Here is a 26893-nt window from a genome sequence, read left to right as displayed (position 1 = left end):
CGGTGAGTCGCCTCCGCGCGCCGTCTATCCTTGTTGACGCCTGCAGCCCGAGCGGGCAGCCGGACGTCGACCACACGACGTCCCAGCCCGGCCGGAAGAGAGACGCACTGTCATGACCGCCACCCTCGGCGCGCTCCACGAGCGCCTCGCCGGTGTCGTCCTCGTCGGCCGCGAGCTGCCCGAGGTCCTGACCGAGATCGTGCAGATCTCCCGCGGCGTGATGCCCGGCGCCGACGCCACCTCGATAACGCTCATCCGCGACGACCGTGCGTTCACCGCGGCCTACGACGGTCAGATCGCGATGGACGCCGACGAGCTGCAGTACGAGCGCGGCTACGGCCCCTGCCTGGACGCCGGCCGCGCGGGCGAGCTCTTCGTGGTCCACGACATGGCCACCGAGCAGCGCTGGCCCGACTACGCGGTGCACGCTGCCGAGCGCGGGGTGGGCAGCTCGCTGTCGGTCCCGCTGCCCTTCCAGGGCGCCACCATCGGCGCGCTGAACAACTACGCCTTCCGGTCGCACGCCTTCGGCGACGCCGACGTCGCCCTGGGCGAGGAGGTCGCCGCCTTCGTGGCGATCGCGGTCGGCAACGCCGAGGCCGCCGCGCGGGCCAGCGACGACGTGCTGAACATGCGCCGGGCGATGGCCTCACGTGGGGTCATCGAGCAGGCCAAGGGCATCCTGATGGAGCGGTACAAGATCACCGCCGAGCAGGCGTTCACCCTGCTCACCCACGCCTCGCAGCGCCACAACGTCAAGCTGCGTGACGTCGCCGAGGAGCTGACCACCACCGGCGTGCTGGCCGGCGCCTGACCGTCTCGGCCGGCGACACGAAGGCCACCGCATGACGCCTCTCCGGTCCGCCCGCGGTGCGGGGCTGCCGTGACCGTGCCCGACGCGGTCGTGGTGGGGGCCGACCTGGGCACCAGCGGGCTCAAGCTCGCGGCCCTGGACGACGCCGGGGTGGTGGTCGCCGAGAGCGAGGCGGCCTACGACGTCGACCGGCCGCGGCCGGGCTGGGCGCAGACGCCGGTCGCGGTCTGGCTGCGCGCCCTGGACGACGCCCGGGCCGAGCTGGTCCACCGGCTCGGGGGCCGTCCGGTCGCCGCGCTCGGGCTGTCCGGCCAGATGCACGGCGCGGTGCTGGTCGACGCGGCCGGTGCCGCGCTGGCCCCGGCGCTGCTGTGGCCCGACCAGCGGGCCGCGGCGGAGCTGCAGCGGTGGCGGGAGCTGCCCGCCGCCGACCGCGCGGCGCTGGCCAACCCGCTGGCGGCCGGCATGACCGGGCCGCTGCTGGCCTGGCTCGCCGTGCACGAGCCCGGGCTGGTGGCCCGCGCGGCCACGGTGCTGCTGCCCAAGGACGCCGTCCGCGCCGCGCTGGTCCTCGGCACCGACCCGGCGGTGACCGATCGCAGCGACGCCTCGGCCACCCTGCTGTGGGACGTCCCCGCCGACGGCTGGTCGGCGGCCGCCACCGCGGCTGCGGGGGTCGACCCGGGTCTGCTGCCCGCGGTCCGGCCGGGGCACGAGGTCGTCGGCACCACCGGGCTGCTCGGCGGGGACACCCCGGTCGTCGTGGGCGGCGCCGACACCCCGCTCGCGCTGCTGGCCGCCGGCACCGGGCGCGGTGTCCAGGTCAACCTCGGGTCCGGGGCCCAGCTGCTGCGGCCCCGGGTGGCGCCCGCACCGGCCGAGGACCCCGTCGTCCACTGCTTCGCCGACGTCGAGGACGGCTGGTACGCCATGGCGGCGCTGCAGAACGCCGGCACCGCGTGGTCGTGGGTGGGCAGCGTCCTGGGCCTGGACTGGGCCGGGCTGGCCGGCAGCCTCGCGGCGTCACCCATCGGCGCCGGCGGGGTGTCCTTCGCGCCCTTCCTCACCGGGGAGCGCGGCGGGGTGGCCGGCCCGGGGGCGCGGGGGAGCTGGACCGGGCTGTCGGCCGACACGACCCGCGCCGACCTGGCCCGCGCGGCGCTGGAGGGCGTGGTCTGCGCGGTGGCCGCGGGCCTGGACCTGCTGGGGCCGGGGGACGGGCTGGTCGTGCTCACGGGGGGCGGCGCGCGGGACCCCGGCGTCCAGCAGCTGCTGGCCGACGTGCTGGGCCGGCCGGTGCAGCACGTGCAGGTGCGCAGCGCCTCGGCCGCCGGCGCCGCGGTGCTCGCCGCCCGCGGGGTGGGCCGGGAGCTGGTGCCGCAGCGGGTGGGGGACCCGGTGGTCGAGCCCCGGCAGCAGGCCGCTGCGGCCGTCGTCCGGGAGCGGTGGACCGCGCAGACCTGAGCTCACCGAGCGGAACGACTCGGCGGCTGTCACCGTTGACATCGACGAGCGGAGCCCGTCCGGGGCTCTCCGGAGCACAGGGGGTGGACGCGTCGTGGCGTCGCTGTTGAACAAGGTCATCCAGTTCGCGAACAGCCCGAAGGGCAAGCAGGTCATCCGTCAGGCGACGGACAAGGCCCAGACGTTCGCCAAGGACCCGAAGAACCGAGCCAAGATCGAGGAGGCCCGCCGGCGCTTCCAGGGCGGCCGCGGGAACGGGTCCGGCCCGGTCCGCTGACCCCGGCGGGTCACACCGACGGCGCCCGTCCCTCTCGGGGGGCGAGCGCCGTCAGCACGTCGGGGTGCAGCACGCCGTTGCTGGCCACGGCGCTGCCACCGGCAGGACCGGCCGCACCGGAGAGGTCGGTGAACGCCCCGCCGGCCTCGCGCACGATGACGTCGAGGGCGGCCAGGTCCCACAGCGAGACCTCGGGCTCGCAGGCCACGTCGACGGCGCCCTCGGCCACCATCATGTAGCTCCAGAAGTCGCCGTAGGCGCGGGTGCGCCAGACCGCGCGGGTCAGGTCCAGGAACGGGTCGAGGAGGTCGCGCTCCTCCCAGCCGGACAGCGACGAGTACGACAGGCTCGCATCGGCCAGGTCGCCCACCTCCGACACGGTGCAGCGGGTGGCGTTCTCCAGCCGGCGACCGGTCCAGGCACCGGTGCCCGCCGCGGCCCACCAGCGCCGGTTGAGCGCCGGGGCCGACACCAGTCCGACCACGGGCATGCCGCCGTCCAGCAGGGCGATCAGCGTCGCCCACACCGGCACGCCGCGGACGAAGTTCTTCGTGCCGTCGATGGGGTCGATGACCCAGCGCCGCTCGCCGCGGCCGGTGCTGCCGAACTCCTCGCCCAGCACGGCGTCCCGGGTGCGGGCGCGGGAGAGCGTGATGCGCAGCTGCTCCTCGACCCGGTGGTCGGCGTCGGTGACCGGCGTGAGGTCGGGCTTGGTGTCGACCTTGAGGTCCTGCGCGCGGAACCGCTCCAGGCTGATCGCGTCGGCCTGGTCGGCCAGCACGTGCGCCAGGCGCATGTCCTCGTTGTAACCCCGCTGGCCAGCCGTCATGGGAGCGAACCTATCGGGCGGGACCGGGACGGCCCCGCCCGACGACGGCGACGGGCTGGAACGGCCCCCTCTCAGGGGCCCACCCCGAGCTCGCGAGGGGTGGGGGGAGAGGGGGTCCTTCAGTTGAACACGGCCTTGCTGACGGCCGCGGGGGTGTCGTACTCCTGGTCGTCGATGCCCTTGAGGGCCTCGAGGACGTCGTCGCCGCCGCCGTGCGACTCGGCGTGCTTGACCACGTCGTCCCGCTTGGCGGGGTACTCGATGCCGGACAGGGCCTTCTGGATGTCGATCGGGCTCACCATGGCGGGTGCCTACCCCGGAGCGGGCCCGCCGATTCCCCGTGGTCCCCGGATACCGTCGGGGCATGGACGCCGGGACGATCGTCGGGCTGCTGGCCGATCCGGTGCGGCTGAGGGTGGTTGCGGCCCTGGCGCTGGGCGCGACCACCATCTCCGACGTCGCCGAGGCCGCGGACCTGTCGCTGAAGGACGTCGCGCTCGCCGCCCGCCGGCTGGCCCGCGCGGGGCTGGTGCACCGCGACGGGCACACGCTGCTGCTGCACACCGAGCGCTTCGGCGAGGCCGCCCGGGCCGCCGCGGCCAGCGCGCCGGCCCCCGAGCCGCTGTCGGAGGACCCCGGCCAGGACGCCGTGCTGCGCGCCTTCCTCCGCGACGGCCGGCTGGTGTCCGTGCCCGCCCAGCGGGCCAAGCGGCTGGTCGTGCTCGAGCACCTGGTGCACGTCTTCGAGCCCGGCGTCCGCTACCCCGAGCGCGAGGTCAACGCGCTGCTGGCCGCCTGGCACCCCGACGTCGCGGCGCTGCGCCGGTACCTGGTGGACGAGGGGCTGCTCAGCCGGGACGCGGGCGTCTACTGGCGCAGCGGCGGGTACGTGGCGGTGTGATGCGCCGTCAGGTGTTCGCCTTCTCCGGGGTGCTGGAGCCCCGGCCGGGGGAGCGCGGCAACCGCCCGCTGTTGGAGCACGTGCTGGCCCTCGGTGCCGCCCGCCGCCAGGAGCCCGGGCCGGTGCGGCTGTGCTACCTGCCCACCGCGGTGGGCGACGACCCGGCCGCGGTCTCGGCCTACCAGCGGGTCCTCGGCGGCCGGGACGACGTCGTCCTCAGCGTGCTGCAGCTGTTCCCGCGGCCGAGCCTGCCCGACCTGCGGACCCACCTGCTGACCCAGGACGTCGTCCTCGTCGAGGGCGGGAGCGTGGTCAACCTGCTGGCGGTGTGGCGGGCGCACGGGCTCGCCGAGCTGCTGCGCGAGTGCTGGGAGGCCGGCGTCGTGCTCGCCGGGCCGAGCGCGGGCAGTCTGTGCTGGCACGTGGGCGGCCCGACCGACGCGTGGTCGGAGCGGCTGGCGCCCTTCACCGAGGGGCTCGGGCTGATCCCGCACAGCAACGCGGTGCACGACGACCTCACCGATCTGCCCCGGCGTGCGTCCTACCGGCGGATGGTGGCCGCAGGCGAGCTCCCCGGCGGCTACGCCACCGAGGACGGCGTCGGCCTGTACTACCTGGGCACCGCGCTGGCCGAGACGGTCACCGCCCGCCCGGGTGCCCGCGCCTGGCGCGTCGACCCCGACGGTGAGGGCGGCTTCTTCGAGCGCCCCGTGGTCCCCCGCCAGCTCTGACGGCCCCTCGGGCATTGGTACCAATACGTGCGTCCTGCCGCCGGGAACGCAGGTAAAGGCACCTATGCCTGGGTCGGCGGCTGCTTCAGTGACCGGGGGTGAGCTGACCGACGGCGGTGAGCAGGCGGCGGAAGCTGGCCAGGCGCTCGCTGCGGGCCGGCGGGCCGGCGGCGGCCCACGGGTCGAGGGCGCAGCCGGGGTCCTCGGCTGTGTGCCCGCACATGGGCGGGCAGTCGGCGGAGGCCTCGGCCAGGTCGTCGAAGGCGGCGAGGACGTCACCGGCGGTGACGTGCGCCAGGCCGAAGGAGCGGATCCCCGGGGTGTCGATGAGCGTGCCGCCGCCGGGCAGGTCCAGCAGCACCGCCGAGGACGACGTGTGCCGGCCCTTGCCGATCTTGCTGACGTCGCCGGTGGCCCGGAAGGCGCCGGGCACCAGCCGGTTGAACAGGGTGGACTTGCCCACCCCGGACTGCCCGACCAGCACGCTCATCTGGTCGCGGAGGCGGGTGACGAGGTCCTCCAGCGGCGCCTCGGGGGACATCGGGACCGCGTCGACGTCCAGGCCGGTGTAGCGGTCCAGCAGCGGCTGGGCGCTGGCCAGGTCGTTCTTGGTCAGCACCAGCAGGGGGGTGAGCCCACCGGCGTACGCGGCGACCAGGCACCGGTCGAGGAAGCCCAGCGCGGGCTCCGGGTCGGCGATCGAGGTGACCACCACGAGCTGGTCGGCGTTGGCCACCACGATCCGCTCGGTCGGGTCGGTGTCGTCGGCGGTGCGGCGCAGCGAGGTGACCCGGTCGGCGATGGTGACGATCCTGGCCAGGCTGTCGGTGCGCCCGGAGGTGTCACCCACGACCCGCACCCGGTCGCCGACCACCACGCCGTGCTTGCCCAGCTCCCGGGCGCGCATGGCGGTCACCTCGACCGGTGCGCCCTCGGGGCCCTGCACGCGCACGGTCATCCGGCCGCGGTCGACGGCGACCACCAGCCCGGGCACGGCCTCCTCGTGCGCCGGCCGGGTGCGGGTGCGCGGCCGGGAACCGTGCCGGGACGCCCGGACGCGGACGTCGTCCTCGTCGGACCGGCTGTCCATCCGCCGCCCGCTCACGCGGCCGCTCCCAGCAGGCGGGCCCAGCGCTCGGTGAAGTCGGGCAACGTCTTGGCCACCGCCCCGGGGTCGCTGACCTCGACGCCGTCGATCGCCAGCCCGAGCAGTGCCGCCGCGTGCACCATCCGGTGGTCGGCGTAGGAGTCCAGCCGGGCCGCGCGCCGCGGCCCCGGGGTGACGACCAGTCCGTCGGGCAGCTGCTCGACCCGGGCGCCGACGGCGGTCAGCACCTCCTCCAGTGCCTGCAGCCGGTCGGTCTCGTGGCCGCGCAGGTGGGCGATGCCGGTCAGCCGCGAGGGGCCGTCGGCCAGGGCGCACAGCGCGGCGAGGACCGGGGTCAGCTCGCCGACCTCGCCGAGGTCGGCGTCCAGCGGGGCGATCCGGTCGCCGCCGGTGACCTGCAGGCCCACCTCGGTGCGGACGACGTCGGCGCCCATCGCGGTGAGCAGCCGGTCCAGTTGGGCGCCGGGCTGGGTGGTGTCGGTGGGCCAGTCGCGGACGGTGACCCGGCCGCCGGTGACGAGCGCCGCGCCGAGGAACGGGGCGGCGTTGGACAGGTCGGGCTCGACGACCCGGTCCAGCGGCGTCACCGACCCCGGGGCGACCCGCCAGCCGCCGTCGGTGACGGTGACCTGCACACCGTGCTCGGCCAGCGTGCGCACGGTCATCTGCACGTGGGGGAGCGAGGGGAGGCTGCCGGCCACGGTGAGCTCGATGCCCTCGTCGTAGCGGGCCGCGGCCAGCAGCAGGCCGGAGACCACCTGGCTGGACTCGCTGGCTTCGACGGTGACCGGGCCGCCGCGCACCGCCCCGGTGCCGTGCACGGTGAACGGGGCGCGCCCACGGCCGTCGTCGTCGACCCGGACGCCGAGGTCGCGCAGCCCGGCGATCAGCCCGGAGTTCGGCCGGTCCCGCAGCCGCGGGTCGCCGTCGAGCCGGACCGGACCGGTCGCCAGCGCGGCCACCGGGGGCAGGAAGCGCAGCACGGTGCCGGCCAGCCCGGCGTCGACCTCGGCCGGGCCGCGCAGCTCACCGGGGGTGACCAGCCAGTCGTCGCCGTCCTCGGTGACCCCGACGCCGAGCGCGCGGAGGCCGGCGGCCATCAGGTCGGTGTCGCGGGCCCGCAGCGGGCGGACCAGCCGGCTCGGGCCGGCGGCGACCGCCGCCAGCACGAGGGCACGGGCGGTGATCGACTTGGAGCCGGGCAGGGCGACGACCGCGTCCACCGGGGTGCGGCGCGACGGGGGTGCCCAGACCTCGACCATGGTGGTCATCCTGCCCTGCCGGGCTCGGCGAGGAGCGCGGCGACCACGGCGGCCACCCGCCGCTGCCGGGTGGCCTCGGCCTTCGCGCCCTCGACCGCCAGCACGTGTCGGCGCTGGGCGCTGTAGGAGAGCCCGGTGAACCGGGCCCGGGCGGTCGGCTCGGCGTCCAGGGCTTCGGCGAGGTCGGTGGGCACCTCGACCGCCCGCGGGGCCTCGTCGAGCTCGACGTCCACCTCCACGGCGTCGCCGGCCGCCAGTCCCGCCGCCGTCCGGTTCTCCGCGCTCAGCGGCAGCAGGAAGCGCCCGCCCATCGAGGCGATCGTGCTCCGGTAGGTGTGCCCGCCCACGGTCACCGTGACCGGCGGCTTCCTCCCCGCGCCGAGCGCCTCGACGACCTCGGTGGGGACGGCCATGCCGGTGGCGGTCTTCCCGCCCAGCTCGACGGTGGTGGAGAACCTCATGGCCGCACAGGATGGCAGCTCCCCGGCGTCCCCGGCAGCGCCCGGACCCCCGTTGTCGGTACCCGCCCCTACCCTCGGAGCCGGGCCACCTGCACCGGGGAGGCCCGGGGAGGAGCCGTCATGTGTGGTCGGTACGCCGCCAGCCGCCGTCCGGAGGACCTGGTGGTCGAGTTCGAGGCCGTCGTCGCCGAGGGGCAGACGCCGCTGCCGGCCGACCACAACGTGGCTCCCACCAAGAGCGTGTACGTCGTGCGGCACAAGGAGGAACGGGACGCCGAGGGTGCGCTGACCGGCGGCGGGCACCGTGAGCTGCGGGCCGTGCGCTGGGGCCTGGTGCCCTCCTGGGCCAAGGACGTCTCGATCGGCAACCGGATGCTCAACGCCCGGGTCGAGTCGCTGACCGAGAAGCCCGCCTTCCGCACCGCCGCCGCCAGCCGGCGCTGCCTGGTGCCCGCCGACGGCTGGTACGAGTGGGCGCCCCGGCACGACGCCCCGGGCAAGCAGCCGTACTTCGTGACGCCGCAGGACGGCAGCGGGCTGGCCTTCGCCGGCCTCTGGGAGGTCTGGGGCCGCGGGGACGACCGGCTCTACACCTGCACCGTGGTCACGGCGCCCGCCGTCGGCGCGCTGGCCGAGGTGCACCCGCGCATGCCGCTGGTCCTGCCGCCGGACCGCTGGGCGCAGTGGCTGGACCCGGCGCAGGAGGACGTCACGCAGGTGGCGGCACCGACCCCGCCGGAGTACGTCGAGCGGCTGGAGATCCGGCCGGTGGGTGTGGCCGTGGGCAACGTGGCGAACAACGGGCCGCAGCTCACCGCCCGCCAGGAGCAGATCAGCGAGCCGGCCGACCAGCCGGCTCTCTTCTGACCGTGGGGGGCACGCATGCCCCCGGGGCGCCGCTGCCCGGGTCCCGCGCGCTGCCGGACTGGATCGCCGCCGGGGTCACCTTCCTGGCCTCGGGCTCGGTGCTGGTGCTCGAGGTGGTGGGCCTGCGGCTGATCGCCCCCTACGTCGGCATCACGCTGCAGACCAACACCGCGATCATCGGCTTCGCGCTGGCCGCCATCGCGATCGGCGCCTGGGCCGGCGGGGCGGCCGCGGACCGTACCGACCCGCGCCGGCTGATCGCCCCGCTGCTGGTCGCCGGCGGGGCGCTCGTGGTCGCCGTCCTGCCGCTGGTGCGGTTCGCCGGTGAGCTGCTCACCGGAGCCGCGGCGGGCAACGTCCTGCTGCTGGCCGCGGTCGCGGTCGTCGTGCCGGCCGCGCTGCTGTCCGCCGTGCCGCCCATGGTGGTGGCCATGCAGCTGGGCAGCCTCGCCGAGACCGGGTCGGTGGTCGGCCGACTGTCCGGCATCGGCACCCTCGGCGGCATCGTGGCCACCTTCGCGACCGGCTTCCTGCTGGTCGCGGTGCTGCCCAGCAGCGTGATCCTCGTCGGCACCGGGGTCCTGGTGGTGCTGGTCGGGCTGGCCCTGGCGCTGCTGCTGCGCCGCAGCGCGCCCGGCGTCACCGCGCGACTGCCGGTCGGTCTGCTGGTGCTGGCCATGGCGACGCCGCTGCTCGCCGCGGTCGCGCCCACCCCGTGCGAGCAGGAGACCGCGTACCACTGCGCGCGGGTCGAGGCCGACCCCGAACGCGACAGCGGCCGGGTGCTGGTGCTCGACACGCTCCGCCACTCCTACGTCGACCTGGCCGACCCGACGTACCTGGAGTTCGAGTACGTGCAGGCCATCGCCTCGGTCACCGACGCGATGGCCCCAGCGGGCGCCCCGCTGTCGGCGCTGCACGTCGGGGGCGGTGGCGCGACGCTGCCGCGGTACCTGGCGGAGGTGCGCCCGGGCACGGTGAGCCGGGTGCTGGAGGTCGACCCCGGGGTCGTCGACGTCGACGAGCAGGAGCTGGGGCTGCGCACCTCACCCGAGCTCGAGGTGCGGGTCGGTGACGCGCGGGTGGCGCTGGACTCCGAGCCGGCCGGAGCGCGCGACCTGGTGGTGGGTGACGCCTTCGGAGGCCTCTCGGTGCCCTGGCAGCTGACCACCACCGAGGCGCTGGAGCTGGTCGACGGGGCCCTCGCCGACGACGGCGTCTACGCGGTCAACCTCATCGACCACCCGCCGCTGGACTTCGTGCGCGCGGAGCTCGCCACCCTGCGGTCGGTGTTCCCCGAGGTGCTGCTGCTGGCCCGGGCGCCGGTGCTGGCCGGTGAGGACGGCGGCAACGTCGTCGCCGTGGCGTCCCGGCGTCCGCTGCCGGCCGACGCGATCGCCGCGACGATGGCCGGGCGCGGGCTCGCCTGGCAGGTCGCCGCCGGGGACGAGCTCACCGGCTTCATCGGCGACGCCGGCGTCCTCACCGACGACTTCGCCCCGGTCGACCAGCTGCTCACCCCCTACGGGTGACGGCCCCCGTGCAGGGCCCCGCGGCGAGCTCGCGAGTCGTGGGGGGCACGGGGGTCCTTCAACAGCGGGCGATCGGGGCGGTGCGGGCGCGGGTCAGCCGCACCAGGTCGGTGGGGGAGAGCTCGACCTGTAGACCGCGGCGGCCGGCGCTGACCAGCACGGTGTCCAGCGTCAGCGCGCTGTCGTCGACCACGGTGGGCAGGGCCTTGCGCTGGCCGAGCGGGCTGATCCCGCCGAGCACGTAGCCGGTGGCCCGCTCGGCGTCGGGAGGGTCGGCCATCGCCGCCTTCCGACCGCCGGCCGCCGCGGCCAGCGCCTTGAGGTCCAGGGACCCGCTGACCGGCACGACGGCCACCGTGAGCGCGCCGTCGACCCGGGTGACCAGGGTCTTGAACACCCGCGCCGGGTCGACGCCCAGTGCTGCGGCAGCCACCTCCCCGTACCCGTGCCCGTCCGCGCCGTCGGCCGGGTCGTACTCGTGCACGGAGCAGGCCACCCCGGCCCTCTCCAGTGCACGTATCGCAGGTGTCGCCGCCACGGCGCCGCAGCCTAGGACCCCCGGCGGACCGGGCGGGACACCGACCGGCCGGATCGGGGAATCGACTCCGGCCGGGTGCCGTTGCACCGACCGTGAGCAGCACAGTCCCGGGAGCACCGGCGCGCACAGCGCGCGGGTCGGCACCCGCCCGCCGTCCCCCCGGCCGTCCCGGCCGCACCCGGCTAGGATCGACCGACGTGGTCGTCCGTTCCCGGGCGCCGCAGAGAGGACGGTCGGTGCCTGACGAGCGCGCAGTCGACAGCCCCGCCACCACGGCGGCGCTGACCGAGCAGACCCCCGAACCGACGCCCGAGGCGCGCGCGGACGGCAGCCGCAGCGAGCTCGCCGAGACCCGTGCCCAGCGGGACGCCCGGTTCGAGCGCGATGCGCTGCCCTTCCTGGATCAGCTCTACCCGGCGGCACTGCGGATGACCCGCAACCCCTCCGACGCCGAGGACCTGGTGCAGGAGACGTTCGTCAAGGCCTACTCCGCGTTCCACCAGTTCGCCGAGGGCACGAACCTCAAGGCCTGGCTGTACCGGATCCTGACGAACACCTACATCAACAGCTACCGCAAGAAGCAGCGTCAGCCGCAGCAGTACCCCACCGAGCAGGTGCAGGACTGGCAGCTGTACGCCGCGGAGGAGCACACCTCCAGCGGGCTGCGGTCGGCGGAGATCGAGGCGCTGGACCACCTGCCCGACTCCGACATCAAGGAAGCACTCCAGCAGCTCCCGGAGGACTTCCGTCTGGCGGTCTACCTCGCTGACGTCGAGGGGTTCGCCTACAAGGAGATCGCCGAGATCATGGGCACGCCCATCGGCACGGTGATGTCCCGCCTGCACCGCGGCCGTCGCGGTCTGCAGAAGCTGTTGGCCGACTACGCCCGGGAGCGCGGCTTCGTCCGTGCCGGGGCCGCGGAAGAGGCGACGCACTGATGAGCAACGACGCTCACGACCTGCACGCGGACAGCGAGATCACCTCGTGTGACGACGTCCTGTCCCACGTCTTCGAGTTCCTGGACAACGAGACACAGCCCGAGCGCCGCGCGGTCATCGCCGAGCACCTCGAGGACTGCTCGCCGTGCCTGCGGCAGTTCGGGATCGAGCAGGAGTTCAAGGCCCTGGTGCGGCGGCGCTGCGGCGGCGACCCGACGCCGGTGGGCCTGCGGGACCGGATCAAGGTCCAGCTGACCACCGTCTCCATCGACGAGGACGGCACCCAGGTGCGGGTCGAGCAGACCAGCGTCGAGACCTTCACCGTCCCGGCGGAGCACCCGACCGCCTGAACACGCACGCCTGAGGCCCCCCTGCACCGTCCGCGTGAGCGGCGGAGCAAGGGGGCCTCGTGCTTCAGGCGTTGGGGCGCTTGCCGTGGTTGGCGCCGCTCTTCTTGCGGGCGCGCCGCTTGCGTCCACGCTTGGACATCGCTGCCCTCCTCTCCTCAGTGGCCCGCGGACCCTCCGGCCCGGGAGCGGATCGACGGCCGTCGTCGGAGGCGCTCGCGCGCCCCGGCAACGGCCCGGTTGACCTGCCAAGGGTCTCACGGGTGGGTCCGTTGCCCGGCGGTGGTGCGCCGGGGCCGACGCCCCCGCTGTCCGTGGCCGCCGCGCCCCCGCCCGGGTGCCTGGGGGAGGATGACCGGGGTCGGAGGGGAACAGGGGGACGACGTGGTCCAGGCAGTCGAGAGCGTGCTGGTGGCTGGCCGGGGGCCGATGGCCTGTGCGGTGATCCGGGCCTGCGGGCGGCTGGGTGTGAAGGCCGTGGCCGTCTACTCCGAGCCCGAGCGGGACGCCCGGCACGTGCGGCTGGCCGACGAGTCGGTCCTGCTGGGGCCGGCGCCGGCCACGGAGTCCTACCTCGACGTCCGCCGGCTGGTCGAGGCCGCCCGGCGCACCCGCGTGGACGCCGTCCTGCCGGTGCCGCCCGCGCTGGCCGGCAGCGCCCGCCTGGCGGCCGCGGTGGCCGACGCCGGGCTCACCTGGGTCGGCCCGCCCGCCGACGTCCTGGAGCGGCTCGGTGGCGACGGCGTGGAGCCGGCCAGCGAGCGCGGCTTCCTCGCCTGGGTGACCGCCGCCGGGCTGCACCACGTCACCCCGGTGCTGCGCGACCGCGCCGGTGGCACCCCGCGGGTCTCCTGGACCCCGGTCGACGGGGTCGGGCCGCTCCCGGCGGCCGCCCGGCGGCTGCCGGAGATCGGCTGGCGCGGGCTGGTCACCGTGGGCATCGACCCCGACGGCGAGCTGGCCGAGGTCGCGGCCGGCTTCTCCCTGGACATGGCGGTGCTGGAGCGCGCCCACGGCGTCGACGCGGTGGAGCTGGCGCTGCGCAGCGCGTCCGGCCGGCCCGGTGAGCCGACGGTCCTGCCGGGCACCCCGCGGGCCGCCGTCGCCGTGCAGCTGCGGTCCACCCTCCCGCCCGGCACCGCCGGCCGGGTGACGGGGCGGCTGCCCGACATCCGGGCCCGCGCCGGCCGCCGTCCGCTGCTCGGCCCCGAGGTCGTCGCCGACAGCGGCTACGAGCCCGGTGACCGGCTCGACGGCTGGTACGACGCCCTGCTGGCCACCGTGAGCGCCGCCGGCCCCAGCCCGGCCCGGGCGGCGAGCGCGGCCACCGACGTGCTCACCGACCTGCCGGAGATCGGCGTCCCGCACGACGGAGCTCCCGTCCGCGGTGTCCTGCAGCGGATCGCCGGCACGCTGGTGCCCGACGGGCGCTGACGGGCGCGCGCCGGTGCGGGCGGGCCTGCGGGCAGGGCCGGTCGGGGCTGCGTGCTTTCATGTGCACTCCGCCGGCCCCGGCGGGACGAAGCGCGGAGGAGGCACCGGTGGCGGTCGAGGAGATCCACGCCGAGATGGTCTCCAGCGTGGTGACGGTGCTCGTGGCTCCCGGCACCGAGGTCGCCGCAGGTGACACGCTGGTGATCCTCGAGTCGATGAAGATGGAGATCCCGGTGCTCACCGAGCGGGCCGGCACCGTCGCGGAGCTGCACGTCACCGAGGGCGAGGTCCTCCAGGAGGGCGACCTCATCGCCACCGTCCAGCACTGAGGACCCCGCTCCCCTCACCCCTCGCAGGCTCGGGGCGAGCCTGCTGAACCGGGCCTGACTGCAGGGGGGCGACGGAGTCCTCCGCCTACAGCTGCAGGGCGTAGACCCGCAGGTCCACCCCGGGGCGCGGTGCCCAGTCCCGCTCCGGGACCCGCTGGAAGCCCAGCCGCTCGTACAGCCGGTGCGCGGCGGTCATCCGCTCCCCGGTCGAGAGCACCATCCACGCCCGGCCGGCCGCGCGGGCACGGTCCAGGCAGGTGCGCACCAGCGCCTCACCCACCCCCTGGCCCCGGACGTCCGCGTCGACGGCCAGCATCCGGAACGCCGCCTCGTCCGGGGACCTGGTGACCTCGCCGAAGTCCCCGGCCAGCACCAGCGCCACGCTGCCCACGATCCGCCCGGTCACGTCCCGGGCGACCAGCAGCTCCGCACGGTCGGCGCGACCGGCCACGTCGGCGAGCTGCGGCACGTACTCGGGGGAGACCAGGTCCTCGCCCTCGTAGACGCCCACGGTGAGCTCGGCGATGCGCGGGAAGTCCGCCGGGACGGCGCGGTCGATCGTCAGCACCAACGCAGGGTAGGAGCCGTTCTCGGCCTCGTCGCAGGGGCCCGCCCGAGCTCGCGAGGGAAGGGGGGCGACGAGGTCCTCCCGTAGGCTCGGCGGCACCATGAGCAGCCTGTCGGAACGTCTCACCCGCGGCTCGGCGAGCCCGTCGCAGGTCGACCACGCGCGCCGGCTGGTGGCGGACTGGCAGCTGCTGGCCGACCTCGCCTTCGCCGACCTCACGCTGTGGGTGCCGCTGGCCAGCGGCGCCTGGTGGTGCGTGGCCCAGGTGCGGCCGCTGACCGCGCCGACCAGCCAGCCGGAGGACCTCATCGGCAGCGAGGTCACCGGCCCGGTCGCCGAGCCGCTGCTGCTCGCCCAGCGCGAGGGCCGGCCGATCACCGAGGGCGACCCGGACTGGTCCGGCGCCTTTCCCCGGCGGCGCGAGGTCATCCCGGTCCGGCACGACGGCGCGGTGGTGGCAGTGCTGGCCAAGGACACCAACCTGGCCGCGACCCGGTCCCCGTCGGCGCTCGAGCTCACCTACCTCGACATCGCCGCCGACCTGTCGCTGATGGTCGCCGCCGGCACGTTCCCGCCCCGGATGCTGGAGGACGCGGAGATGAGCCCGCGGGTCGGCGACGGGCTGGTCCGGCTCGACTCCACCGGGGCGGTCGTCTACGCCAGCCCGAACGCACTGTCGGCCTACCGCCGGATGGGCGTCACCGGTGACGTCGTGGGCTCCGGCCTCGGCGAGGTGACCCGGGCGGTGTCGGCCGACCAGGTGGCGGGGGAGGCGGTGGCGGCCAGCATCGGCGCCGCGGTCGCCGGGCGCTTCCCCGACCCGATGGACGTCGAGAACGACGCGGCCACGATGCTGGTCCGCGCACTGCCGCTGCAGGCCCCCGGCGGCGAGGCCGGTGCGCTGGTGCTGGTGCGCGACGTGACCGACGTGCGCCGGCGCGACCGGGCGCTGATGACCAAGGACGCCACCATCCGGGAGATCCACCACCGGGTGAAGAACAACCTGCAGACGGTCGCGGCGCTGCTGCGGCTGCAGGCCCGCCGGATGACCGAGCCCGCGGCCCGGGCCGCGCTGGAGGAGTCGGTGCGCCGGGTCGCCTCGATCGCGGTCGTGCACGAGACGCTGGCCGGCAGCCGCGAGGACGTCGTGGACGTCGACGACGTGCTGGACCAGGTGCTGCCGATGCTCGGTGACGTGACCGCGGTCGGCCGCCCGGCCCGGTTCACCCGCAGCGGCGCGTTCGGCGAGCTGTCGGCGGCGGTGGCCACCCCGCTGGTGATGGCGGTGACCGAGCTGCTGCAGAACGCCGCCCTGCACGCCTTCCCCGAGGGGGAGCCGGGCACGATCCTGCTGGGCGCCGAGCGGGACGGTGACGACCTGGTCGTCCGGGTGCACGACGACGGCCGTGGTCTGCCCGAGGGCTTCGACCCGGCGGCCAGCACGGGCCTGGGGCTGCAGATCGTGCGCACGCTGGTCACCAGCGAGCTGCACGGCTCGCTGGAGATGGGCCCGCCCGTCACCGGCCCGGGGACCGAGGCCGTCCTCACCCTCCCCGGCGCCGGCCGCCCCCGCCACTGACGCAGCAAGGGCCGCACCTGAGAGGTGCGGCCCTTGCTGTCGGCCCTCTTCCCGGGGCCCGCCACGCGCGGAGCGTGTGGTGAGGAGGAAGGGGGTCCTTCTTCAGGCGGTGCGGACGCGGGTGCGGGCGGTGCGGCGCTTGAGGGCGCGGCGCTCGTCCTCGGAGAGGCCGCCCCAGACGCCGGAGTCCTGTCCGGAGGTGAGCGCCCACTCGAGGCACGACTCGACGACCGGGCAGCGACGGCACACCGCCTTGGCCTGCTCGATCTGAACGACCGCAGGGCCCGTCGTCCCGATCGGGAAGAAGAGCTCCGGGTCCTCGTCCCGGCAGAGCGCGCGGTGGCGCCAGTCCATGGCGGTGTTCTCCTCGGTGTCGTCGGGTGTCGGTCGCCGGTCTACAGACCGCCCCCGCAGGTCAGCGCGCCATGGTCTCGGCACGTTGAACGGCGACCGCCCGCCTCGTTACGGGCAGGTTGCTTGTGTGATGCTTTCACGCGACGACGCACTGTCAAGCAGTTGACGGCGTTCGCGGGTGCTCGTGAGGAAGCTCACCACGGCTCCGCGGACCTCGCCACTCGTCCGGCGGAGACGTCCACGTCAGCTGCGTCACCCCGGCGGTGGGCGCTGGGTCACACGACGACGCGCAGGGCCTCCGGGACCGACCGCAGCCGCAGCCCGGTCGTGGTGCCCAGGTGGTCACCGTCGAGCTGCCAGCCCTGCGGCCGGGTGGCGGTCAGCGTCAGCTCGCCGAGGTCGTGCCAGCGGTGCACGCCGCGGCCCCGGGCGTCCGGCCGCTCGGCCATGGTCTGCCGCAGGTGGTTCAGCATCCGCAGCATGCCGACCCGGCCCATCGCGAACACGTCGAGGCCGGTGTCGAACGAGGCCTCGGGGCTGGGGACGATCGACCGGGTGCCCAGGTAGGTCCACGGGCTCACGTTGGACACCAGCGCCAGGAAGAGCCCGTCGACCGGCGCCCGGCCGGGCAGCTGGAGGGTCATCGGCGGACGGCGCCGGTCGCGGCCCAGCAGGAACGCGTCGACACCCGAGCGGACGTACAGGGCGCCGCTCGAGCGCCGTCCCCGCGCGCGCTGGGTCTCGACCCGGGAGATGACGTCGGCGTCGAAGCCCAGTCCGGCAGCGAAGACGAACCAGCGCGGGTCGGTCTAGGCGGCGTCGCCGGTGCCCGCGTCGTCGGTGCGTGCGGAGGCGGTGCCGAGGGAGACCAGCCGGGTGCGCCCGGCGCGCAGCGAGTCGAGGATCTCGCCGATCGCCTCGACCGGGTCGCGGGACCTCCCCAGCGCGCGGGCGAACACGTTGGTAGACCCGCCGGGGACGACGGCCAGCATGGGCACGCGGGGCCCGGGACCGGTGGCGAGCAGGCCGTTGGCCGCCTCGTTGACGGTGCCGTCACCGCCCAGGGTCACCACGACGTCGATCCCGTCGGTGGTCGCCTGGGCGGCGAGGTCGCGGGCGTGGCCGCGACGCTCGGTCTCCACGACGTCGACCTCCAGCTCGCTGGACAGCGCACGGACCAGGACGTCGCGCACCTTGCGGGTGGTGGTCGTGGCCGCCGGGTTCGCCACCAGCAGCGCACGCATGGCGTCCAACCTATCCAGCGCCGGGACCAGCCCCCTCGGCGCCTCCCGGAGGGGCGTGCTGCCGCAGCAGCCCGGCGTAGCCTCGGCGTCGTGCCAGGTCAGGAGCCAGACATCCCCGGACGTCGTCGGTCGCGCGCCGAGGGCCTGCTCGGCGGTGCCGCCGAGCCCACTGCCCCCCGCCCTGCGAGGCCGGCGGTCGAGGTGCCCGCAGCGGTCCGCCGGGCCGCGCTGGTCGTGGCCGTCGAGGCCGCCGCGCTGACCGGGCTGGCGCTGGTGCTGCTCGTGCTGTCGGTGACCCGTTCACCGGACAGCCTGGGCCGGGCGCTGGCCGAGGTCGTGTTCGTCGGCCTGGCCGCGGCGGTGCTCGCCGGCGGCGCCCTCGGGCTGTGGCGGCTGGCGCCGTGGGCCCGCGGCCCGGTGGTGGCCCTGCAGATCTTCCTGGGGATCTTCGGCTACACGTCGGCGTTCCAGGCCGACCGGCCGCTGATCGGCGTCCCCGTCCTGGCCCTGGTGGGCGTGGTCCTGTACCTGCTCGCCACCCCTGAGGCCCGACTGGCCTACAGCGACGTCTGAGGGAGGACCCCGCTGCGCGGCGGGGCCCTGCAGCGGGGCCTTCAGATCAGGTCGATGACCTCGGCGATCGAGGGCAGGATCCGGCTGGGGCGGAACGGGAAACGGCTGACGTCCTCGGCCCTGGTGGAGCCGGTGAGCACCAGCACGGTGCTCAGACCGGCCTCGATGCCGGCCACGACGTCGGTGTCCATCCGGTCGCCGACCATGGTGGTCGACTCCGAGTGGGCCTCGATCCGGTTCATGGCGCTGCGGAACATCATCGGGTTGGGCTTGCCGACGAAGTAGGGCTCGGCGCCGGTGGCCTTGGTGATCATGGCGGCGACCGAGCCGGTGGCCGGCAGCGGGCCCTCCGGCGAGGGGCCCGTGACGTCGGGGTTGGTGGCGATGAAGCGGGCGCCGGCGCCGATGAGGCGGATCGCCTGCGTGATGGCCTCGAAGGAGTAGGTACGGGTCTCCCCGAGGACGACGTAGTCCGGCGCGGTGTCGGTGAGGGTGTAGCCGGCCTCGTGCAGCGCCGTGGTCAGCCCGGCCTCGCCGATGACGTAGGCCGAGCCGCCGGGCAGCTGGGAGGCCAGGAAGTTCGCCGTCGCCAGCGCGGAGGTCCAGATGGACTCCTCGGGCACGGTCAGGCCGCTGCGCGCCAGGCGGGCGGAGAGGTCACGCGGGGTGAAGATCGAGTTGTTGGTCAGGACCAGGAAGCGGCGCTGGCGCTCGACCAGCCGGGCCAGGAACTCCGCGGCGCCGGGTAGGGCGTTGCCCTCGTGCACCAGCACGCCGTCCATGTCGGTGAGCCAGCAGTCGGACTCGGCGCGCTCGGTGGTCACGGGGTTCTCCTTCTCGGTCGGGTGGGTCATCGTCGGTCGGCGGCGAACCGGGTCAGTGCCTCGTCGGTCAGCCGGAAGACCGTCCACCCGTCCATCGGCGAGGCGCCGGCTGCCCTGTAGAACTCGATCGACGGGGTGTTCCAGTCCAGCACCGACCACTCCAGCCGGGCGAACCCGCGGTCGACGCACTCCTGGGCCAGGGTGCGCAGCAGCTCCCGGCCCAGGCCCGTGCCGCGGGTGGCGGGGGAGACGAAGAGGTCCTCGAGGTGGATGCCGTGGGTGCCGCGCCAGGTGGAGAAGGTGAGGAACCACAGCGCGAACCCGGCGACCTCGCCGTCGGGGGTCTCGGCGACGTGGCCGAACAGCGCGGGGGAGTCGCCGAACAGCGCCGTGCGCAGCTGCTCGTCGGTCATCAGCGCCTCGTGCGGGGCCTCCTCGTAGGCGGCCAGCTCGCGCACCAGCCGGCACACCGTCGGGACGTCGTCCGGGCGGACCGGCCGCACGCTCACGAGAGCAGCTCCTTGACCCGGTTCGGCACCAGCCGGGCCAGCGGGCTCAGCAGCGGGATGACCAGCGGGGACAGCAGGTAGCTGTAGGCCACGACGCCGCAGGCGACGGTGGGCACGACGACCAGCCCGATGACGACGACGAGCAGGGTGAGCAGCAGGCCGTAAGGGCGACCGCTCTTGGGGCTGACCAGCGACCGGAACGAGCGGTAGCGGACGTTGCTGATCATCAGCAGTGCCGGGAGCAGCACGACGATCAGCACCCACAGCCGGTCGCGGCCCTGCATGACGTCGGCGAAGGCGTAGACGCTGGCCAGCACGACTCCGGCGGCGCCCGGCGAGGGCAGGCCGGTGAAGTACCGCTTGTCGGCCGTCGGGTCGATGGTGGTGTTGAACCGGGCCAGCCGGATCGCGGCGCAGGCCACCCAGAGGAAGCAGGCGATCCAGCCGAGGGCGTCCAGCTCGTCGCGCCCGTCGGAGAACAGCGCGAACACCAGCAGCGCCGGCGCCAGGCCGAAGGAGACCAGGTCGGCGAGGGAGTCGAACTGCAGCCCGAAGGGGGAGACGGCGCCGACCAGCCGGGCCACCGCGCCGTCGGCGATGTCGAACACGACCGACAGCGCGATCAGCGCGCACGCCAGCCGGTACTCCCCGCGGAAGGCGACCAGGATCGCGCCGAACCCGCACATCATGTTGGCGAGGGTGAACATGCTGGGCAGCCAGGAGCGCGCCCGCCGTCGTCCGCCGCGCACCGATCCACGGACGAACTCCACCGTGGTCGTGCGCCTGCCCGGCATCTGCCCGTGCCTCAGCGGGGCGCGGACCAGCGGGCGATGACGGTCTCGCCGCCCCGCACCCGCTGCCCCCTGCTGACCAGGACCGTGCACTCCGGGGGGACGAACACGTCCATCCGGGAGCCGAACTTCATCAGCCCGATCCGCTCGCCCGTGGCCAGCTCGTCACCGGTGTGGACCCGGGTGACGATCCGGCGGGCGAGCACGCCGACGATCTGGCGGAACACGACGGTGCGGTCGCCGTCGCTCACCCACAGCTCGCTGTGCTCGTTGCGGTGCGCGCTCTCGGCCCGGTAGGCGGCCAGGAAGCTGCCGGGGGAGTAGGTCGAGGAGGTGATCCGGCCGCGGTAGGGCGCCCGGTTGACGTGCACGTCGACGACGGAGAGGAACACGCTGACCTGCTGCCAGTCGCCCTCGGGGGCCACCCCGGGCTGCGGCTCGCCGGCCACCATGACGATGCCGTCGGCGGGGGAGATCACGTCGTCGTCGGCCGGGGCGACGGAGTCGGCCTGCCGCTGCGGGTCCCGGAAGAACAGCGCCATGTAGGCCGACAGCGCCAGGGACGGCCAGGTGAGCAGCCGGACCCAGCGGATGCCCGCACCCCTGCCGACGGCCACGGAGGCCGCCGTGGCGCCGAGGGGGACGGCGAGGAAGGGCCAGCCGGCCGGATCGATGCGCATGGTGACCAGACGGTACCGCCGCGACCCCATGTCCCCGGACGTCCGCCTCAGGCCGGCGCCGACGCGCGGTCGGGGTCGGCGCCCTGCTCGGTCCGGCGGCCACGGGGTGGCCCGCCGTACCAGTCCAGGCAGATCATCGTGGCGTCGTCACGCAGGTCGCCGCTGGTCTCCGCCAGCACGGCTGCGCCCAGGGCGTGCACGACCTCCCGGGGGTGCAGGTCGGCGCTGTCGGCCAGGGCGGTCGCGACGTCGAGGTTCACGGCGTTGCGCTCCTCCATGCCGTCGGTGAGGAAGACGATGCGGTCCCCGGGCTCCAGGGGGAACGACTGCACCTGGAAGGCCCGGCCGGGCACCACCCCGAAGGGCGGGTCGACGCGCAGCTGCACCTGCTCGACCACACCGTTGCGCAGCCGCAGGGGGAGCACGTGGCCGGCGTTGACGATCCCGGCGGTGCCGGTGTGCAGGTCGACCCGCAGCAGCTGCCCGGTCACGAACTGCCCCGACGGGGCGTTCTCGGCGAGGGAGTCGTTGGCGAACGCCGCCTGCGCGGCGAGGTCCATGCCGCCGCGTCGCCCGTTGCGGAGGCTGCCGACGAGCAGGGTGGCGAGCAGGGCCGCGGCGACCTGGTGGCCGACGGCGTCGGTGATCGACAGCTGCAGGGAGTCGCGGTCGAGGTTGTAGTCGAAGGTGTCCCCGCCCACCGAGCTGGCCGGCTCGAGCCAGCCGGCCAGGGTGAACTGACCCGCCTCGCAGGTGTAGGACGCCGGCAGCAGCCGCCGCTGGATCTCCGCGGCCAGGGCGAAGGGCGAAGAGCGTTGGCCCCACTCGAAGACGTCGGTGTGCCGGCGGGCGGCGATGACGACGTAGGCCAGCGCGTGCGCGGCGGTGCGGACCTCGTCGACCTGCGTCGGGGACGGGGGCCGGGGCAGTTCCAGCTCGAGCACCCCGATCGCGTCACCCCGGTCGGTGACCGGGACGACGACCACCGCGCCGTCACCGTCGGCCCGGACGTCGGCCTCCTGGCTCCGCAGCACCCGGTCGTAGACGGTGCCGGCCAGCGGGAGCGTCTCGGCCTGCTCGACCCCGTGCCCGCGCGCGCCGTCCACCAGGTCGGCAGAGGTCAGCCGGACGACGGCCCGGCCGGTGAAGTCGGTGATCAGCAGGGTCACCGAGCGGGCCTCGACCATCTCCCCGAGTGCCGCGGCGACCGCCTCCACCGCCTCGATCGGGGGGGCCGACTCGACCCTCTCCAACAGTTGGCCGACGTCGATCACACGATCCTCCGAGCCGGTCATGGGGTGACCCCGGGTGGACGCATCACGTCGACCTGGTGGTCGATGTACAGAACGGCGCTGCCGGACCGTCGATGACGGTCCGGCAGCGCCGGTCGTGCGGGGGAGGTCAGGCCGCGGCCTTGGTCGCCCAGAAGATCGCGTCGATCTCGGCGATGTAGTCGAGCAGCTTCTGGCCCTCGGCGGGGTCCATGCTGCCCTTGCCGCCGGCGGCGCCGGCCTGCTTAGTCGCCTTGTTGAACAGCTCGTGCAGCTGCGGGTACTTCTCGAAGTGCGGGGGCTTGAAGTAGTCGGTCCACAGCACCCAGAGGTGGTGCTTGACCAGGTCGGAGCGCTGCTCCTTGATCAGGATGGCGCGGGTCCGGAAGACCGGGTCCTCGTTGGCCTGGTACTTCTCCTGGATGGCCTTGACCGACTCCGCCTCGATGCGGGCCTGCGCGGGGTCGTAGACGCCGCAGGGGAGGTCGCAGTGCGCGGTGGCCTCGACTGCGGAGAACATGCTGGACAGACGCATGGGGTGCCTCCGGTTTCTGGGGGACGTTCGTCTGCGACCCTACTCGCGGTGATCACCCCCCACTCCGCCAGCGGTCCCGGCCCCACCGTGCCCGCCCTGGCGACCCGCTGGGTGCTGGCCCGGGTCACCGGGCCGTCGATGTCGCCGACGGTGCGGCACGGCGACCGCCTGCTGGTGCGCCGGGTGCGCCCGGGGGCGGCCGTGGCGCCGGGCAGCGTGGTGCTGGCCCGCTTCCCGGCCCGGCCGGACCTGCTGGTGGTCAAGCGCGTGCACCACGCCGTCGAGGGCGGCCACTGGGTGCTGGGTGACAACCCGCTGGTGACCGACGACTCCCGCGCCTTCGGCACCGCGGTGGTCGTGGGCTGCGTGGTGGTCCGGCTGCGCCCCCGCCCCGGCCGCCTCCCGCGGCGCCCACCCGTCACCCCCTAGCGCCCGAGCGCGACGGCGAGTGTGCGCTCGTCGGCGTCCGTACGGCCCCCGTGCAGGGGCCCGCCGCGAGCTCGCGAGCGGTGGGGGGCACGGGGGTCCTTCGTCAGCCCAAGTGGGCGAGGAGCGGGTCGACCAGCTGCTGGGCGCCGGTGTTGAGGTAGAGGAACGTCAGGGTCGCGACCACGAACAGCGGCACCAGCACGGCCTTCTCGACCGTCGCCCCGGTGCGCAGGTGGACCGGGGCCAGCCGGCTGCGGTGGACCACCCAGAGGACCGGCACCGGCACGCCCTCGCGGGTCAGCCAGTCACCGGCGATGTGGGTGAGCACCCCGACCGCCACGGCCCAGGGCAGCCAGGCCGGCGCCGGGCTGTGCGCCAGCAGCAGCCAGGCCCCGCCTCCCGACAGCACCAGGTTGCCGACGACGGTGTTCTCCGCCCGGCCGGGGATGACCACGTGCAGCGCGCGCAGCGCCAGCCCGATGGCCAGGGCCAGCACCAGCAGGCTGGACCAGCGGTTCCACGACGCGGCGTGGGCGAGCAGGCCGAACACCACGGGCGCCAGGACGGCGTCGTGGGTGCCCCAGCGGTGCCCGCGGGCGATCGTGTTGACCAGCCCGGACGGGGCGTCGGTGAGCGGGCCCCACATCCGGGAGATGGTCGAGCCCTGCTGGTCGAGGTCGGGGAGCATCGCCAGGCCGCCGACCGCGGAGACCCAGGCTACCTGGGCGACCGTGCCGTCCACCGGCGCCCAGGGCAGGGTGGCGGCACCGACGGCGAAGCCGGAGAGGGCGTGGGAGTGACCGAGCACGGACCCAGGGTCACCCGCCGGTGCGCCCCGGCCCGGGAGGCGCTCCGGCGGTCAGCCCGGCAGGCGTTCGGCGAGCAGCTCGGCGAGGTGCCGACCGCCGCCGTCGGCGAGGTGGTCGAGCTGGGTCCGGCAGGAGAAGCCGTCGGCCAGGACGACGGCGCCGGCGCCGGCGGCCCGCACGGCCGGCAGCAGGTCGTGCTCGGCGATCTGCACCGAGACGTCGTGGTGACCGCGCTCGACGCCCCAGTTGCCGGCCAGCCCGCAGCAGCCACCGACCCGGGTCAGCGCCGCACCGGCGCCGCGAAGCAGCCGCTCGTCGGTCGTCCAGCCCATCGTCGCGTGGTGGTGGCAGTGCGGCTGGGCGACGACCTCGGTCCCGGTGAGGTCCGGCGCCGTCCAGCCCGGGGTGGCGGTGAGCAGCTCGGCCAGCGTGCGGGTGGCGGCCTGCACCCGTCCCGCGGCCGGGTCGTCGACCAGTTCGACCACCTCCCCGCGCAGCACCGCGGTGCAGGAGGGCTCCAGGCCCACGATCGGCACCCCCGCGTCGGCCCAGGGGGCCAGCCGGGCCACGGTGTGGGTCAGGATGCGGCGGGCCGCGTCGAGCTGGCCGGTGGTGATCCAGGTCAGTCCGCAGCAGGTGTCCGCTGGCGGCACCTCGACCCGGTAGCCGGCGGCGTGGAGCACCCGGGCGGCGGCGTCGGCGACCTGCGGGGCGAAGTGGTCGGTGAACGAGTCGACCCACAGCGCGACGACGGGCCGGTCGTCCATCGGCACCGGCGTCCACCCGGCGCGGAAGGTGCGCGGCGCGAACGCCGGCAGGTCGCGGCGCTGGTCGACCCCGGCGCCCCACCGGGCCAGCGCGCCCCCTGCCCGGCTGCCCAGGACGCGGTTGACCAACCGGGGTGCCCGGGCGGCGACGTCGGCCCAGCGCGGCAGCCGGCCCAGCGCGTAGTGGGCGCGCGGGCGCAGCCGCCGGCGGTAGGACTGGTGCAGCACCTCGGCCTTGTAGGTCGACATGTCGACACCGGTCGGGCAGTCGCGGGCGCAGCCCTTGCAGGACAGGCAGAGGTCGAGGGCCTCGTGCACCTCGGGTGAGCGCCAGTCGTGCACCGGCCCGCCCGGGGCCAGCATCTCCTGCAGCACCCGGGCCCGGCCGCGGGTGCTGTCCTTCTCCTCCCGGGTCGCCTGGAACGACGGGCACATGACGGCGCCGGCGTCGGTGAGGTCGGCCCGGCACTTGCCCACCCCCGTGCAGCGGTGCACGGCCGCGGACAGGTCGCCGCCGTCGTGCCGGTACGCCAGCGCCAGCCGGGTGCGGTGGGCGGGTGCCGCGGCCACCCGCAGGTCGGCGTCGAAGGGCACCGGCCGCACGAGCACGCCGGGGTTGAGCACGTCGTCGGGGTCGAGCACGCCCTTGACCCGGCCGAAGAGGTCGAGCACGGCGGGGGAGTACATGACCGGCAGCAGCTCGCTGCGGGCCCGGCCGTCGCCGTGCTCGCCGGACACCGACCCGCCGTACTCGGCCACCAGCGCCGCGGCGTCGCCGATGAAGGCCCGGTACCGGCCGCGGCCCCGGTCGGGCTCAGGGGAGTCCGGGCCGAACGGGAAGTCGATGCGCACGTGCACGCAGCCGTCGCCGAAGTGGCCGTAGGGCAGCCCCTGCAGCCCGTGGTCGACCAGCAGCGCCTCGAACCGGCGCAGGTAGGAGCCCAGCTGCCCCACCGGGACGGCGGCGTCCTCCCAGCCGGCGTGTGCGGGCCGGCCGTCGTGGGTGCGGGCAGCCAGCCCGGCGCCGTCCTCGCGGATCCGCCAGATCGCGGCGGCGTGGGCTGCGTCGGTGACCACCATCGTGTCCACGGCGCCGGCGTCGGCGGCGATCCGCGCGCCGCGGGCGGCGACCTCGGCCGGGTCGTCGCCGGTGATCTCCACGATCAGCCAGCCCTCGCCGCGCGGCAGGTCGGGGACGACGGCGGCCGGCACGTCGTGCAGCCGCTGCACGATCCGGGAGTCCAGCCCCTCGATCGCGGTGGGGGTGTGCCGCAGCAGGGCCGGGGTGGCGTCGGCCGCCTCGGGCATCGACGGGTAGCCCAGCACCACCAGCGCACGGGCGGTGGGCTCGGGCACCAACCGCACCGTGGCGCCCAGTGTCAGCGCGAGCGTGCCCTCGCTGCCGACCAGCGCGCGGGCCAGGTCGCGGCCCCGCTCGGGCAGCAGGTGCTCGAGGCCGTAGCCGGAGACCTGCCGGCCGAAGCGGCCCAGCTCGGTGCGCAGCAGTTCCAGGGAGGCGTCGGTGAGGTCGCGCAGCCGGTCGCCGAGCGCGCCCGCGGGCAGGCCGCCGGTGAGCACGAGCCGCTCGCCGCCCCCGGTGACGACGTCCAGGCCGACGACGTTGTCCGAGGTCCGGCCGTAGCCCAGCGCGCGGGAGCCGCAGGCGTTGTTGCCGATCATCCCGCCGATCGTGCAGCGGTTGTGGGTGCTCGGGTCGGGGCCGAACCGCAGCCCGTACGGCCTGGCCGCGGCCTGCAGCGAGGACTGGACGACGCCGGGGTCGACCACCGCCGTCCGGGTCTCCGGGTCCACCGAGTGGACGCGGGTGAGGTGCCGGCTGGTGTCGAACACGACCCCGGGGCCGACGGCGTTGCCGGCGATCGAGGTCCCCGCACCGCGGGCGGTCACCGGCACGCCGAGCTCGCGGCACACCGCCAGGGTGGCCACGACCTCGTCGGCGTGCCGGGGCCGGACGACGGCCCGCGGCAGCACCCGGTACAGCGAGGCGTCGCTGGAGTACAGCGCGCGGGCCAGCCCCGACTCGTCGACGTCGGCCACCCCGGCCCGGCGGAGGGCTTCGATCAGTGGAAGGACCCCGCTGCCCCCCACCACTCGCGATCTCGCGGCG

33 protein-coding genes are annotated in these 26893 nt (G+C 75.3%); 14 read left to right on the top strand and 19 right to left on the bottom strand.

The window, feature by feature from the left end; genetic code table 11:
• The first annotated feature begins 112 nt into the window (after positions 1-112).
• From GCU67_RS16535 to GCU67_RS16525, 3 genes are all read left to right on the top strand, one after another.
• Positions 113-814 carry a GAF and ANTAR domain-containing protein gene (locus GCU67_RS16535; protein WP_163612305.1) on the top strand — a complete coding sequence of 234 codons (702 nt, stop codon included), beginning with the start codon at positions 113-115 and terminating at the stop codon, positions 812-814.
• A gap of 69 nt (positions 815-883) precedes the next feature.
• Entirely contained in the window at positions 884-2278 is a 1395-nt protein-coding gene (locus GCU67_RS22880) for an FGGY family carbohydrate kinase (RefSeq protein WP_338105089.1), read from the top strand.
• Positions 2279-2372: 94 nt separating this feature from the next.
• On the top strand, positions 2373-2555 hold the full coding sequence (locus tag GCU67_RS16525) for a hypothetical protein (protein ID WP_163612303.1): 183 nt from the start codon (positions 2373-2375) through the stop codon (positions 2553-2555).
• Between the two features lie 10 nt (positions 2556-2565).
• Here GCU67_RS16525 and hisN read toward each other — a convergent pair whose 3' ends face one another.
• Together hisN and GCU67_RS16515 are read right to left on the bottom strand one after the other, a co-directional pair.
• Complete coding sequence (gene hisN / locus GCU67_RS16520; protein ID WP_163612301.1) at positions 2566-3384, bottom strand: histidinol-phosphatase; 819 nt, start codon at positions 3382-3384, stop codon at positions 2566-2568.
• Positions 3385-3503: 119 nt separating this feature from the next.
• The gene (locus tag GCU67_RS16515) at positions 3504-3686 is read right to left on the bottom strand and encodes a DUF2795 domain-containing protein (RefSeq protein ID WP_163612299.1); all 183 of its coding nucleotides are present in this window, start codon (positions 3684-3686) and stop codon (positions 3504-3506) included.
• A gap of 62 nt (positions 3687-3748) precedes the next feature.
• Here GCU67_RS16515 and GCU67_RS16510 point away from each other — a divergent pair, with 62 nt between their 5' ends.
• Both GCU67_RS16510 and GCU67_RS16505 read left to right on the top strand, forming a co-directional pair.
• Positions 3749-4285 carry a DUF2087 domain-containing protein gene (locus GCU67_RS16510; RefSeq protein WP_163612297.1) on the top strand — a complete coding sequence of 179 codons (537 nt, stop codon included), beginning with the start codon at positions 3749-3751 and terminating at the stop codon, positions 4283-4285.
• Positions 4285-5016: a Type 1 glutamine amidotransferase-like domain-containing protein gene (locus GCU67_RS16505; protein WP_163612295.1), complete on the top strand. Its 732-nt coding sequence runs from the start codon at positions 4285-4287 to the stop codon at positions 5014-5016. Before GCU67_RS16510 ends, GCU67_RS16505 begins: the two co-directional genes overlap by 1 nt.
• An 85-nt stretch (positions 5017-5101) precedes the next feature.
• Here GCU67_RS16505 and rsgA read toward each other — a convergent pair whose 3' ends face one another.
• The 3 genes from rsgA to GCU67_RS16490 are packed head-to-tail and all read right to left on the bottom strand — an operon-like array spanning position 5102 to position 7847.
• Positions 5102-6121 (bottom strand): ribosome small subunit-dependent GTPase A, encoded by a 1020-nt coding sequence (rsgA, locus tag GCU67_RS16500; RefSeq protein ID WP_338105088.1) that lies wholly within the window; start codon positions 6119-6121, stop codon positions 5102-5104.
• Positions 6118-7395, bottom strand: a complete 1278-nt coding sequence (aroA, locus tag GCU67_RS16495) for a 3-phosphoshikimate 1-carboxyvinyltransferase (protein ID WP_246215208.1) — start codon at positions 7393-7395, stop codon at positions 6118-6120. The genes rsgA and aroA overlap by 4 nt, the downstream gene beginning before the upstream one ends.
• Complete coding sequence (locus tag GCU67_RS16490; protein WP_163612293.1) at positions 7392-7847, bottom strand: YdeI/OmpD-associated family protein; 456 nt, start codon at positions 7845-7847, stop codon at positions 7392-7394. Before GCU67_RS16490 ends, aroA begins: the two co-directional genes overlap by 4 nt.
• Positions 7848-7967: 120 nt before the next feature.
• Between GCU67_RS16490 and GCU67_RS16485 the strand changes: the two genes are divergently transcribed.
• Positions 7968-8714: an SOS response-associated peptidase gene (locus tag GCU67_RS16485; RefSeq protein WP_163612291.1), complete on the top strand. Its 747-nt coding sequence runs from the start codon at positions 7968-7970 to the stop codon at positions 8712-8714.
• Positions 8715-8716: 2 nt separating this feature from the next.
• Complete coding sequence (locus tag GCU67_RS16480; protein ID WP_338105087.1) at positions 8717-10246, top strand: fused MFS/spermidine synthase; 1530 nt, start codon at positions 8717-8719, stop codon at positions 10244-10246.
• Between the two features lie 58 nt (positions 10247-10304).
• On the opposite strand, the gene ybaK is transcribed toward GCU67_RS16480, so the two are convergent.
• On the bottom strand, positions 10305-10730 hold the full coding sequence (ybaK, locus tag GCU67_RS16475; protein ID WP_338105086.1) for a Cys-tRNA(Pro) deacylase: 426 nt from the start codon (positions 10728-10730) through the stop codon (positions 10305-10307).
• Positions 10731-11020: 290 nt separating this feature from the next.
• Here ybaK and GCU67_RS16470 point away from each other — a divergent pair, with 290 nt between their 5' ends.
• A complete protein-coding gene (locus GCU67_RS16470; protein WP_163612288.1) occupies positions 11021-11722 on the top strand; it encodes a sigma-70 family RNA polymerase sigma factor in 702 nt (233 codons plus the stop codon).
• Positions 11722-12072, top strand: a complete 351-nt coding sequence (gene rsrA, locus GCU67_RS16465; RefSeq protein WP_163612286.1) for a mycothiol system anti-sigma-R factor — start codon at positions 11722-11724, stop codon at positions 12070-12072. Before GCU67_RS16470 ends, rsrA begins: the two co-directional genes overlap by 1 nt.
• Positions 12073-12136: 64 nt before the next feature.
• On the opposite strand, the gene GCU67_RS23085 is transcribed toward rsrA, so the two are convergent.
• Positions 12137-12211, bottom strand: a complete 75-nt coding sequence (locus GCU67_RS23085; protein WP_014742531.1) for a 50S ribosomal protein bL37 — start codon at positions 12209-12211, stop codon at positions 12137-12139.
• Positions 12212-12453: 242 nt separating this feature from the next.
• On the opposite strand from GCU67_RS23085, the gene GCU67_RS16460 reads away from it, so the two are divergent.
• On the top strand, positions 12454-13503 hold the full coding sequence (locus GCU67_RS16460) for a biotin carboxylase N-terminal domain-containing protein (protein WP_163612284.1): 1050 nt from the start codon (positions 12454-12456) through the stop codon (positions 13501-13503).
• A gap of 107 nt (positions 13504-13610) precedes the next feature.
• A complete protein-coding gene (locus GCU67_RS16455; protein WP_338105085.1) occupies positions 13611-13832 on the top strand; it encodes a biotin/lipoyl-binding carrier protein in 222 nt (73 codons plus the stop codon).
• An 85-nt stretch (positions 13833-13917) separates the two neighbouring features.
• Here the strand turns inward: GCU67_RS16455 and GCU67_RS16450 are convergent, their stop codons facing one another.
• Positions 13918-14400 (bottom strand): GNAT family N-acetyltransferase, encoded by a 483-nt coding sequence (locus GCU67_RS16450; RefSeq protein ID WP_338105084.1) that lies wholly within the window; start codon positions 14398-14400, stop codon positions 13918-13920.
• Positions 14401-14500: 100 nt separating this feature from the next.
• On the opposite strand from GCU67_RS16450, the gene GCU67_RS16445 reads away from it, so the two are divergent.
• Positions 14501-15979, top strand: a complete 1479-nt coding sequence (locus GCU67_RS16445) for a sensor histidine kinase (protein ID WP_163612280.1) — start codon at positions 14501-14503, stop codon at positions 15977-15979.
• A gap of 102 nt (positions 15980-16081) precedes the next feature.
• Here the strand turns inward: GCU67_RS16445 and GCU67_RS16440 are convergent, their stop codons facing one another.
• The 3 genes from GCU67_RS16440 to GCU67_RS22050 all read right to left on the bottom strand — a co-directional run bounded on the left by GCU67_RS16440 (position 16082) and on the right by GCU67_RS22050 (position 17577).
• Positions 16082-16333: a WhiB family transcriptional regulator gene (locus GCU67_RS16440; protein ID WP_163612279.1), complete on the bottom strand. Its 252-nt coding sequence runs from the start codon at positions 16331-16333 to the stop codon at positions 16082-16084.
• A gap of 275 nt (positions 16334-16608) precedes the next feature.
• Complete coding sequence (locus GCU67_RS22055; protein ID WP_246215207.1) at positions 16609-16977, bottom strand: diacylglycerol/lipid kinase family protein; 369 nt, start codon at positions 16975-16977, stop codon at positions 16609-16611.
• Positions 16978-17142: 165 nt separating this feature from the next.
• Entirely contained in the window at positions 17143-17577 is a 435-nt protein-coding gene (locus GCU67_RS22050; RefSeq protein ID WP_246215206.1) for a diacylglycerol/lipid kinase family protein, read from the bottom strand.
• A gap of 90 nt (positions 17578-17667) precedes the next feature.
• Here GCU67_RS22050 and GCU67_RS16430 point away from each other — a divergent pair, with 90 nt between their 5' ends.
• Positions 17668-18150, top strand: a complete 483-nt coding sequence (locus GCU67_RS16430; protein ID WP_338105083.1) for a hypothetical protein — start codon at positions 17668-17670, stop codon at positions 18148-18150.
• A gap of 41 nt (positions 18151-18191) precedes the next feature.
• On the opposite strand, the gene GCU67_RS16425 is transcribed toward GCU67_RS16430, so the two are convergent.
• From GCU67_RS16425 to sodN, 6 genes are all read right to left on the bottom strand, one after another.
• Positions 18192-18974, bottom strand: a complete 783-nt coding sequence (locus GCU67_RS16425) for an HAD-IIA family hydrolase (protein ID WP_460695157.1) — start codon at positions 18972-18974, stop codon at positions 18192-18194.
• A gap of 26 nt (positions 18975-19000) precedes the next feature.
• A complete protein-coding gene (locus tag GCU67_RS16420) occupies positions 19001-19483 on the bottom strand; it encodes a GNAT family N-acetyltransferase (RefSeq protein WP_163612277.1) in 483 nt (160 codons plus the stop codon).
• The gene (pssA, locus tag GCU67_RS16415; RefSeq protein ID WP_163612276.1) at positions 19480-20277 is read right to left on the bottom strand and encodes a CDP-diacylglycerol--serine O-phosphatidyltransferase; all 798 of its coding nucleotides are present in this window, start codon (positions 20275-20277) and stop codon (positions 19480-19482) included. The genes GCU67_RS16420 and pssA overlap by 4 nt, the downstream gene beginning before the upstream one ends.
• An 11-nt stretch (positions 20278-20288) precedes the next feature.
• Positions 20289-20954, bottom strand: a complete 666-nt coding sequence (locus GCU67_RS16410) for a phosphatidylserine decarboxylase (RefSeq protein WP_163612275.1) — start codon at positions 20952-20954, stop codon at positions 20289-20291.
• A 47-nt stretch (positions 20955-21001) separates the two neighbouring features.
• Positions 21002-22249 carry a PP2C family protein-serine/threonine phosphatase gene (locus tag GCU67_RS16405; protein WP_163612273.1) on the bottom strand — a complete coding sequence of 416 codons (1248 nt, stop codon included), beginning with the start codon at positions 22247-22249 and terminating at the stop codon, positions 21002-21004.
• A 106-nt stretch (positions 22250-22355) separates the two neighbouring features.
• A complete protein-coding gene (gene sodN, locus GCU67_RS16400) occupies positions 22356-22760 on the bottom strand; it encodes a superoxide dismutase, Ni (RefSeq protein WP_163612272.1) in 405 nt (134 codons plus the stop codon).
• A 48-nt stretch (positions 22761-22808) separates the two neighbouring features.
• Between sodN and sodX the strand changes: the two genes are divergently transcribed.
• Positions 22809-23189, top strand: a complete 381-nt coding sequence (gene sodX, locus GCU67_RS22045) for a nickel-type superoxide dismutase maturation protease (RefSeq protein WP_338105082.1) — start codon at positions 22809-22811, stop codon at positions 23187-23189.
• Positions 23190-23292: 103 nt separating this feature from the next.
• Here the strand turns inward: sodX and GCU67_RS16390 are convergent, their stop codons facing one another.
• Positions 23293-23997 carry a metal-dependent hydrolase gene (locus GCU67_RS16390; protein ID WP_163612271.1) on the bottom strand — a complete coding sequence of 235 codons (705 nt, stop codon included), beginning with the start codon at positions 23995-23997 and terminating at the stop codon, positions 23293-23295.
• A 51-nt stretch (positions 23998-24048) separates the two neighbouring features.
• Positions 24049-26823: an FAD-binding and (Fe-S)-binding domain-containing protein gene (locus GCU67_RS16385; RefSeq protein WP_338105081.1), complete on the bottom strand. Its 2775-nt coding sequence runs from the start codon at positions 26821-26823 to the stop codon at positions 24049-24051.
• Positions 26824-26893 lie beyond the last annotated feature (70 nt).

Origin of the sequence: Modestobacter muralis, from assembly GCF_010682105.1 — a bacterium.
Classification (GTDB): domain Bacteria; phylum Actinomycetota; class Actinomycetes; order Mycobacteriales; family Geodermatophilaceae; genus Modestobacter; species Modestobacter muralis.
Note: the sequence above shows the minus strand (reverse complement) of the source record. Positions and strands in the feature narration are given on the sequence as shown.